The following is a 9,476-nucleotide window of genomic DNA, read 5'->3' on the forward strand; positions in this document are numbered from 1 at the left end:
GTCCAGGGGGCCGCTGACCGAGACCTCGCCGCCCACCGGGGCGAACTGCTCGCCGAGGAGGCCGCGGAGGTCGCCGAGGTCTCGGTCAGCGGCCCCCTGGACCGACTGGCGCACGAGCTGGCCGACGTCGTCTACGTCGCGTACGGCACGGCCCTCGTCCACGGCGTCGACCTCGACGAGGTGATCGCCGAGATCCACCGCGCCAACATGACCAAGATCGGCCCGGACGGCGAGATCGCCCGCCGGGCCGACGGCAAGGTGCTCAAGGGGGAGCACTACGAGGCGCCGGATGTCTCCGGGGTGCTGCGCAGGCAGGGGTGGGGCGCGAGCGGTCAGTGACGCGAGGCACGGCGGTTTTCGGCCGCCGGAAGAGCCGCTCCCGCTACCGCCTACCCTTGTCACATGAGCAGCGGTGACCGGAGCGAGGCAGTGGACGTCAAAACGTACGAAGTGCGCACTTATGGGTGCCAGATGAACGTTCACGATTCCGAGCGGCTCTCCGGTCTCCTGGAGGGTGCCGGTTATGTGCGCGCGCCCGAGGGCTCGGACGGGGACGCGGATGTCGTCGTCTTCAACACGTGCGCCGTGCGCGAGAACGCCGACAACCGGCTCTACGGCAACCTCGGCCGGCTCGCCCCGATGAAGACGAAGCGCCCCGGGATGCAGATCGCCGTCGGCGGCTGCCTCGCCCAGAAGGACCGCGACACCATCGTGAAGAAGGCGCCCTGGGTCGACGTCGTCTTCGGGACGCACAACATCGGCAAGCTGCCGGTCCTGCTGGAACGCGCGCGCGTGCAGGAAGAGGCGCAGGTCGAGATCGCGGAGTCCCTGGAGGCCTTCCCCTCGACGCTGCCGACCCGGCGCGAGAGCGCCTACGCGGCCTGGGTGTCGATCTCCGTCGGCTGCAACAACACGTGCACCTTCTGCATCGTCCCGGCGCTGCGCGGCAAGGAGAAGGACCGCCGCACCGGCGACATCCTCGCCGAGATCGAGGCCCTGGTCGGCGAGGGCGTCTCCGAGATCACGCTGCTCGGCCAGAACGTCAACGCGTACGGCTCCGACATCGGCGACCGCGAGGCCTTCAGCAAGCTGCTCCGCGCGTGCGGCACGATCGAGGGCCTGGAGCGCGTCCGCTTCACCTCACCGCACCCGCGCGACTTCACCGACGACGTCATCGCCGCGATGGCCGAGACGCCGAACGTGATGCCGCAGCTGCACATGCCCATGCAGTCCGGTTCCGACCCGATCCTCAAGGCCATGCGCCGGTCCTACCGCCAGGACCGCTACCTGGGGATCATCGAGAAGGTCCGCGCGTCCATCCCGCACGCCGCGATCACCACCGACATCATCGTGGGCTTCCCCGGGGAGACCGAGGAGGACTTCGAGCAGACGATGCACGCGGTCCGCGAGGCGCGCTTCGCGCAAGCGTTTACGTTCCAGTACTCCAAGCGGCCCGGCACCCCGGCCGCGACTATGGAGAACCAGATCCCCAAGGAGGTCGTCCAGGAGCGCTACATGCGTCTCGTCGCCCTCCAGGAGGAGATCTCCTGGGACGAGAACAAGAAGCAGGTCGGCCGCACCCTGGAGCTGATGGTCGCCGAGGGCGAAGGCCGCAAGGACGGCGCCACCCACCGCCTCTCCGGGCGCGCCCCCGACAACCGCCTCGTCCACTTCACCAAGCCGGACCAGGAGGTCCGCCCCGGTGACGTGGTGACCGTCGAGATCACGTACGCCGCCCCGCACCACCTCCTCGCCGAGGGCCCCACCCTGGACGTGCGCCCCACGCGCGCGGGCGACGCCTGGGAGAAGCGCAACGCGGCCGAGGCCGCCAAACCGGTCGGCGTGATGCTGGGCCTGCCGAAGATCGGCGCACCCGCGCCGCTGCCGGTCGTCACGGGGAGCGGTTGCGGCTGCGACTGAGGTCGTCGCACACAGCTGAGCGCGACGCCGGGTCCACGTCGAGTCGACGGCGTGGCCATGTGGACTGTCCGCGTGACGTGTTGAGGCGGCTTGTTAGTGTTCCGGCCATGCTCGTAGCCGCCGCCGTCTGCCCGTGCCCGCCGCTCCTCGTCCCCGATGTCGCCGCAGGTGCCGCGCCCGAACTGGCCGCCGTGCGGGCCGCGTGCACCGACGCGCTGGGCGTGCTCGCCGCCGCGCGGCCCGACCGCCTGGTGGTCGTGGGGCCCGCCGAGCAGCGCGGGCGCGGGCCCCATCCCGAGGGCACCCGGGGTTCGTTCCGCGGCTTCGGCGTGGATCTCGACGTTCGGCTGGGCGGGAGCGGGAGCGGGAGCGGGAACGGGGACGGGTCCCGGGACAGCGGCGCGGCGTCGGAGCGTGAGCTTCCGCCCTCGCTCGCCGTCGCCGCGTGGCTGCTGGAGCGCACCGGGTGGTCAGACGCCCCGATCGAGGGACTCGGTGTGGGGGAACCTCTTGAGGTCGAGCGGTGTATCCAAACCGGGAGGGACATCGTCGCGCAGGCCGACCGGGTCGCGCTGCTGGTGATGGGCGACGCCAGCGCGTGCCGGACGCTGAAGGCGCCGGGCTATCTCGACGAGCGGGCGGCCCCCTTCGACTCGGAGGTCGCACGTGCGCTGGGGGCGGCGGACGTGGCGGCGGTCAAGGCGCTGGATGCCGAGCTGGCGTACGAGCTGAAGGCGTCGGGCCGCGCGCCGTGGCAGGTGCTCGCGGGCGCGGCGGAGGGTGCGGACCTCGGCGGGGCGTTGTTGTACGAGGACGCGCCGTATGGGGTCGGGTACGTGGTCGCTACCTGGTTGTAGGCGTAGGTACGGGCCCGGTCGTGGGCGCGTGGGGCGATGGTGACTTGCCCTGTGTGACGTCAACCGTGGGTGGGCTCAGCGTCGCCGGTGGGGCTGCGGGGTGGGGCTGCGCGTCGCTGAGGCGGGTACCGCGTGGCGTGCCCTGGGCCCGTGTGTGGCCGGGACGGCGAGCGTGGCGGGGAGGCGCCCCTCCGCGGCCGGCGGGCGTGACACGCGCCTGCACGCGGCGCCCATCCGTACACCGCCGTCATTGCTCAGGCCGTAGGCCGCAGATGCGCGCGAGGCTGCCGTAGCGCCCCCGAACGGTGCCCGCTCGCCCCGCCCTGAATTGAACGCATCCTCCGGCGTCCGAACGGTCCCCCGCCCGCACACAGAGCGTAGAACGGCGGACGGCCGAGGAGCCATACGCTCCGCGGCCGTCCGCCGATCGATGTGCAGGTGCCGTTCAGGAAGCCGGCGGGGTCGAGCCCGGCGGTGTGGTCGTGCCGCTGCCCTCCGCCCCCGTGCTCCCGGTGTTTCCCGTGGTCCCCGTGTCGCCGTGGTGTGCGAGTCGGTCCATGGCGTCCTTGGCCTTGCCCGTGCCCGTCTGGATCTTGTCGCTGTACTTGCCCTTGGTTTTCTCGTCGACCATTTTCGCGGCCTTGTCCAGGCCGCTCTCGATCTTGCCTCCGTGCTGCTGCGCGAGGCCCGAGACCTTGTCCTTCGCCGGGGCGAGTTTGGCCTTCCAACTGTCCATCAGACCCATGGTTCACCTTCCCACGCGGGGCAGTTACGTTCGGGCGCCTTCACCGGCTTCGTTGTCGGCGGCCACTTCGGCGGACTGCTGCTTCGGAATCTCGACGCTGTCGACAGCGTCGACGGACTCGCCAGTCGCGACGGCCTCCGTCGCCGTCATCTCCGTCTCCGCCGCTTCCTCGACCCCTGCCCCCGCCCCGGTCTCCGACACCTCGTCCGCTGCTCCGGCCGTCAGTGCCTCAACCGTGTCCGTGTCGGCCACAGCCTCGGCGGTTGACGCCTCCTCCGTAGCCTTCGACCTCCGAAGAATGCGGTCAAAAACGCCCATATCAACTCCATACGTTACTCGTGCGGGCGAAATCCCGCGTAGCCCGGTGCGTCCGTTTGCGTCGCCCGGGTCACCGCCTCCCGAAACCGGCGGCGGGATACCTCGCAACGGCAACGACCCCGCGCGCGTGCTGTCACGTAACTCGTTCGAGGCGAGGGTCCGACGTTTGCGAGACTGGGAACGTGAGCAGCGCACCCCCCGCCCCCCGAGTCATCGCCGTCGTCGGACCGACCGCGGCCGGAAAGTCCGATCTGGGCGTCTTCCTGGCCCAGCGCCTAGGTGGCGAGGTCGTCAACGCCGACTCCATGCAGCTCTACCGAGGGATGGACATCGGCACCGCCAAGCTGACGCCTGAGGAGCGCGCCGGCGTCCCGCACCACCTCCTGGACATCTGGGACGTCACGGTCACGGCGTCCGTCGCCGAGTACCAGCGGCTCGCCCGAGAGCGCATCGATGCCCTGCTCGCCGAGGGACGCTGGCCGATCCTGGTCGGCGGCTCCGGGCTGTACGTGCGCGGGGCCGTCGACAACCTGGAGTTCCCCGGCACCGATCCCGAGGTCAGGGCCCGGCTGGAGGAGGAGCTCGCCCTGCGCGGCTCCGGCGCCCTGCACGCCCGCCTGGCAGCCGCCGACCCCGAGGCCGCGCACGCGATCCTGCCCAGCAACGGCCGTCGTATCGTCCGGGCCCTGGAGGTCATCGAGATCACCGGCAAGCCCTTCACCGCCAACCTCCCCGGCCACGACTCGGTCTACGACACCGTCCAGATCGGCGTCGACGTGGCGCGCCCCGAACTCGACGAGCGCATCGCGCGCCGGGTCGACCGGATGTGGAGCGCGGGGCTCGTGGACGAGGTGCGCGCGCTGGACGCGGGCGGTCTGCGCGAGGGGGTCACCGCGTCCCGCGCGCTCGGCTATCAACAGGTGCTCGCGGCGCTCGCGGGGGAGTGCACGGAACAGGAGGCGCGCACGGAGACCGTGCGTGCCACCAAGCGCTTCGCGCGCCGTCAGGATTCGTGGTTCAGGCGCGATCCCCGGGTGCACTGGTTGAGTGGGGCTGCGGCGGATCTCACAGAACTGCCGCACCTGGCACTGGCGTTGGTCGAACGACCGGTTACAGCCTGATCACGTCATGGCATCGGGACGCTCCGGCCGCCGTTCCGGCCTCCGGGGGCGTGCCATCATCGAGCTTCGATCGACCAAGTGGAGTCCGAGTTGGGAGGGCGCGTGGCGATGGAGGCCGGCCCTCGCGACACCGCAGAAGGCATCGAGCAGGTCACCGCGGACCGTGGTGAACCGGAAGAGGGCGACGACCGGCTGAGCCCGGACGGCCCGGACGAGATCCAGGGCGGCGTGACCGCCGACGGTCCCGGGCCCGACGAGATGTTCCCCGGCCCCGAGGTCGAGGTCGAACTCCGCCCGCAGCGCCGTCTGCGGATCTGGCAGCTCGCCCCCATCGTGGCCCTGGCCGCGGTCGGCTCCCTGATGTTCGCCTTCCCGCTCGCCTTCGACTTCGGCGACAGCGGGGCCGTGGTCGCCATGCTCGGTCTGCTCATCTGCTCCTGCGCGGCAGGCTGGGGCACGACGGCCGCCCGCCGCGTCGGTTACACCTGGCCCGGCTTCCCGCAGCGCGGCTCCGGGCGCCGCCCGGACTGGCGGGTCGTCGTCGCGTACGCCCTGATGGTGGCCGTAGTCGTGGTCCTGGCCGTGTGGCGCGTGGCCAGGCTCCGTTAGCCGCGCGAGGTCCGTCACCAGGGTCGTCGGGTTGTCATAGCCACCCCGTACGATCGAGGAATGAGCACGCGGATCGCCTTCCTCAAGGGGCACGGCACCGAGAACGACTTCGTGATCGTCCCGGACCCCGAGAACGCCATCGACCTGTCCCCGGCCGCCGTTGCCGCCCTGTGCGACCGCCGCGCGGGCATCGGCGGCGACGGACTGCTGCACGTCGTGCGGTCCGCCGCGCACCCCGAGGCGCGGGGCATGGCGGCCGAGGCGGAGTGGTTCATGGACTACCGCAACGGCGACGGGTCGATCGCCGAGATGTGCGGAAACGGCACCCGTGTGTTCGCCCGCTATCTCCAGCGAGCCGGGTATATGGCCGAAGGCGACTTCGCGATCGCCACGCGCGCGGGCGTGAAGTCCATGCACATCGCCAAGGACGGTGACGTCACCACAGGTATGGGCAGGGCCCGTCTCCCCGAAGGGGACGTCACGGTGAGCGTCGGCGAGCGCAGTTGGCCCGCGCGGAACGTGAACATGGGCAATCCGCACGCGGTCGCCTTCGTCGACGACCTCGCGCAGGCCGGTGACCTGTTCTCCCCGCCGCCCTTCAGCCCGGCCGCCGCCTACCCGGACGGGGTGAACGTGGAGTTCGTGGTCGACCGCGGCCCCGGGCACGTCGCCATGCGCGTGCACGAGCGCGGCGCCGGCGAGACCCGCTCGTGCGGCACGGGCGCGTGCGCGGTCGCCGTGGCCGCCGCCCGCAGGGACGGCGCCGACCCTGCCGTCACCGGGACGCACGCGACGTACACCGTCGATGTGCCCGGCGGAACGCTGGTGATCACCGAGCGCCCCGACGGTCAGATCGAGATGACCGGTCCCGCGGTGATCGTCGCCGAAGGCGAGATCGATGCCGAGTGGCTGGAAAACGCCATCCGCTGAACGGGTGAATCGCAGTTCTGGCCGCCTCGGAAGCCCTGATCCGAAGTCTCTGGCCTCCGGTGCGGCTGGAAACCACGGCTGACCTCCTATGGCGTGGCGCAAAACCGTAAACCTGCCGACCTTCGCTCGAATGGGTGATCCGTTTCACGCTCGGCGAGAGGCGGTCAGTCGCACGTGGTGGGCTCGGTAGCATCAAGCACCGGCCCGGACGGGGGATCGTCACCATCCCCTGAGCCGAGTACGCCATGGGGCACCCGTCCGCCGGTCAAGCAGCCGGAGGTGCCCATGAGTGCGGAGGCCACGAACCCTGCGAGCCCAGGCCCTGTGACCAACACAGTGCCCCGCAGGAAGGCCCGCCCCCGGATCGACCTGCGCCGGCTCGGCCGGGCCGCCCTGCTCGGCCCCACCGCGCGCGACCGGCTGCCGGACGCCATCGGCCATGTCGCCGAGGCGCACCGCGCCCACTATCCCGACGCCGACCTCGAACCGCTGCGCCGCGCCTGGGTCCTGGCCGAGTCCTCGCACCGCGGCCAGATGCGCAAGAGCGGCGAGCCGTACATCACACACCCTCTCGCCGTCACTCTGATCCTCGCCGAACTCGGCGCCGAGACCACGACGTTGACGGCCTCTCTGCTCCACGACACCGTCGAGGACACGGAAGTGACACTCGATCAGGTCGGCGAGGAGTTCGGCGCCGAGGTGCGCTATCTCGTGGACGGCGTAACGAAGTTGGAGAAGGTCGACTACGGCGCTGCGGCCGAGCCGGAGACCTTCCGCAAGATGCTTGTCGCCACCGGCAGCGACGTCCGCGTGATGTCGATCAAACTCGCCGACCGCCTGCACAACATGCGCACCCTCGGAGTGATGCGCCCCGAGAAGCAGGCACGTATCGCCAAGGTCACCCGGGACGTCCTCATCCCGCTCGCCGAACGGCTCGGCGTCCAGGCGCTCAAGACCGAACTGGAGGATCTCGTCTTCGCGATCCTCCACCCCGAGGAGTACGACCACACGCGCGAGTTGATCGTCGACAACGCCTCCCGCACGGACGATCCGCTCGCCGAGGTCACCGACGAGGTGCGCACCGTCCTGCGTGACGCCGGCATTCAGGCCGAAGTCCTCATCCGGCCACGGCACTTCGTCTCCGTGCACCGCGTCGCCCGCAAGCGCGGCCGGCTGCGCGGCGCCGACTTCGGGCGTCTCCTGGTGCTGGTGAACGAGGACGCGGACTGTTACGGCGTTCTCGGTGAACTGCACACCTGCCTGAAGCCGGTCGTCTCGGAGTTCAAGGACTTCATCGCCGTACCCAAGTTCAACCTGTACCAGTCGCTGCACACTGCCGTCGCCCACACGGACGGCCAGGTGGTCGAAGTCCTCATCCGCACCCACCAGATGCACAAGGTCGCCGAGGCCGGCGTCATCGCGCTCGGCAATCCCTACGCTCCTCCTTCGGAGGAGCAACAGGCCGCGAACGACGGCGAGCGCGCCGACCCCACCCGGCCCGGCTGGCTCTCCCGCCTCCTCGACTGGCAGGAGGGCGCGCCCGACCCCGACACCTTCTGGTCGACGCTCCGCGAGGACCTCGCCCAGGACCGCGAGATCACCGTGTACCGGCCCGACGGCGGCACGTTGGGCCTGCCCGACGGCGCGACCTGTGTGGACGCCGCCTACGCCCAGTACGGCGAGGACGCCCACGCCTGCATCGGCGCCCGTGTCAACGGCCGCCTGGCGACCCTCAGCACGGTCCTGAAGGACGGCGACACCGTCCAACTCCTCATGGGCCAGGACCCGGCCTCCGAGCCCTCCAGGGAGTGGCTGGAGCACGCGCACACGCCCGTCGCGCGGATCGCCATCCAGCGGTGGATCGCGGCGCATCCGGGAAGCGATGACGGAGAGGACGCGGCGGCGAACGAGGGGGCGCAGAGCGTCCGTTCGGCGCCCCCTGCCTCCGAAGACACCCCGGGCACCCCGAATACTGGGGACGCCCCCGCCACCCCGGTTGTCGACCAGCCCGGCGCGAGCGTACGGCTCGCGGGCTGCTGCACGCCCGTACCGCCCGACGAGGTCACCGGATTCTCGGTGCGCGGCGGCGTCGTGACCGTCCACCGCGTGGAATGCAGCGCGGTGGCGCACATGAAGAGCGTGGGGCGCGCGGAAGTCGGAGTGCGCTGGGGCGACACCACCGAGTGCCGCGTCACGCTGGTAGCCGAATCGTTCGGCCGCCCGCATCTGCTCGCCGACCTCACCGAAGCGATCGCCCTGGAGGGCGCGGAAATCGTCTCGGCGACCGTCGAACCCCCGACCCAGCAACGCGTCCGCCACACCTACACACTCCAACTCCCGGACGCCGCCCACCTCCTGGCCCTCATGAGGGCGATGCGCAACGTACCGGGCGTCTACGACGTGAGCCGCGCGCAGCACCACAACACGACGGCCTTCTGAGCGGGGCGCGGGCTTCGCCACCCTGGCCCGCAGAGGCGCGCGCGCGGCTTGAGCCGCCCTGGTCTCCTGAGGCGTGCGTTCGCCTTGAGCCGCCCCGGCCGGTTGAGGTACAGGGATGCCATGAGCCCCCCGGAGGGGGTTTCGCGACGCGCGTCTGCTGTGAGCCCTCCGGAGTTCTGAGGTATGCGCCCGGCTTGAGCTGCTCTGGTCTCCTGCGCCGTGCGGTACGCCTGCCTTGCGGTGCCCGTTGCCCTCGGAGGCGTGCGCCCGCCCTGAGTCACTCCCTGGTCTTCCGAGACCCGCGTTCGCCCAGACCACCGTGGTCCGTTGAGGTACGCGTACCCCATGCCCCCTGCGTGGGCTCTTGTGAGCGCCTCTGCCGTGAAGGCCCCGGAATCCCGAGATACGCGCTGGTGCCGAGCGCCCCGACCCTCCAAGGCATGCGCCGACCTGAAGCCGCCCCACCCGCAGAGGCGCACCCGAGTTGAGCGTCCCGGCGTCCTGAAAGCCCACGCCGGCCCGCGCCCCCTGGTGCAC

The 9,476-nt window shown here is 71.0% G+C and carries 9 protein-coding genes; 7 read left to right on the top strand and 2 right to left on the bottom strand.

All coding sequences use genetic code 11. The features are described from left to right. From AC31A1_RS39475 to AC31A1_RS39485, 3 genes are all read left to right on the top strand, one after another. Nucleotides 1-339, top strand: a 339-nt coding sequence (locus AC31A1_RS39475; RefSeq protein ID WP_489657902.1) for a pyrophosphohydrolase domain-containing protein, incomplete at its 5' end; no start/stop codon positions are given. Between the two features lie 63 nt (nt 340-402). Continuing rightward, nucleotides 403-1,920, top strand: a complete 1,518-nt coding sequence (miaB, locus tag AC31A1_RS39480) for a tRNA (N6-isopentenyl adenosine(37)-C2)-methylthiotransferase MiaB (protein ID WP_489657903.1) — start codon at nt 403-405, stop codon at nt 1,918-1,920. Between the two features lie 107 nt (nt 1,921-2,027). Beyond that, nucleotides 2,028-2,777, top strand: a complete 750-nt coding sequence (locus AC31A1_RS39485; protein WP_489657904.1) for a class III extradiol dioxygenase subunit B-like domain-containing protein — start codon at nt 2,028-2,030, stop codon at nt 2,775-2,777. A gap of 445 nt (nt 2,778-3,222) precedes the next feature. On the opposite strand, the gene AC31A1_RS39490 is transcribed toward AC31A1_RS39485, so the two are convergent. Both AC31A1_RS39490 and AC31A1_RS39495 read right to left on the bottom strand, forming a co-directional pair. Next, the gene (locus tag AC31A1_RS39490) at nt 3,223-3,522 is read right to left on the bottom strand and encodes an antitoxin (protein ID WP_489657905.1); all 300 of its coding nucleotides are present in this window, start codon (nt 3,520-3,522) and stop codon (nt 3,223-3,225) included. A gap of 24 nt (nt 3,523-3,546) precedes the next feature. After that, nucleotides 3,547-3,774 (bottom strand): hypothetical protein, encoded by a 228-nt coding sequence (locus AC31A1_RS39495; protein WP_489657906.1) that lies wholly within the window; start codon nt 3,772-3,774, stop codon nt 3,547-3,549. 248 nt (nt 3,775-4,022) lie between these two features. Here AC31A1_RS39495 and miaA point away from each other — a divergent pair, with 248 nt between their 5' ends. From miaA to AC31A1_RS39515, 4 genes are all read left to right on the top strand, one after another. Next, nucleotides 4,023-4,961, top strand: coding sequence for a tRNA (adenosine(37)-N6)-dimethylallyltransferase MiaA (gene miaA / locus AC31A1_RS39500; protein ID WP_489657907.1), 939 nt, complete (start codon nt 4,023-4,025; stop codon nt 4,959-4,961). A gap of 108 nt (nt 4,962-5,069) precedes the next feature. Continuing rightward, on the top strand, nt 5,070-5,570 hold the full coding sequence (locus AC31A1_RS39505) for a hypothetical protein (protein ID WP_393753388.1): 501 nt from the start codon (nt 5,070-5,072) through the stop codon (nt 5,568-5,570). Between the two features lie 60 nt (nt 5,571-5,630). Further along, a complete protein-coding gene (dapF, locus tag AC31A1_RS39510) occupies nt 5,631-6,500 on the top strand; it encodes a diaminopimelate epimerase (RefSeq protein ID WP_489657908.1) in 870 nt (289 codons plus the stop codon). A gap of 285 nt (nt 6,501-6,785) precedes the next feature. After that, nucleotides 6,786-8,939: a RelA/SpoT family protein gene (locus AC31A1_RS39515; protein ID WP_489657909.1), complete on the top strand. Its 2,154-nt coding sequence runs from the start codon at nt 6,786-6,788 to the stop codon at nt 8,937-8,939. The last annotated feature ends 537 nt before the right edge of the window (nt 8,940-9,476 follow it).

Source organism: Streptomyces sp. P5F9, from assembly GCF_057961495.1.

Coding starts and splice junctions, on each gene's coding strand:
- miaB (WP_489657903.1), top strand. CDS start 403: ATGAGCAGCGGTGACCGGAGCGAGGCAGTGGACGTCAAAACGTACGAA.
- AC31A1_RS39485 (WP_489657904.1), top strand. CDS start 2,028: ATGCTCGTAGCCGCCGCCGTCTGCCCGTGCCCGCCGCTCCTCGTCCCC.
- AC31A1_RS39490 (WP_489657905.1), bottom strand. CDS start 3,522: ATGGGTCTGATGGACAGTTGGAAGGCCAAACTCGCCCCGGCGAAGGAC.
- AC31A1_RS39505 (WP_393753388.1), top strand. CDS start 5,070: ATGGAGGCCGGCCCTCGCGACACCGCAGAAGGCATCGAGCAGGTCACC.
- dapF (WP_489657908.1), top strand. CDS start 5,631: ATGAGCACGCGGATCGCCTTCCTCAAGGGGCACGGCACCGAGAACGAC.
- AC31A1_RS39515 (WP_489657909.1), top strand. CDS start 6,786: ATGAGTGCGGAGGCCACGAACCCTGCGAGCCCAGGCCCTGTGACCAAC.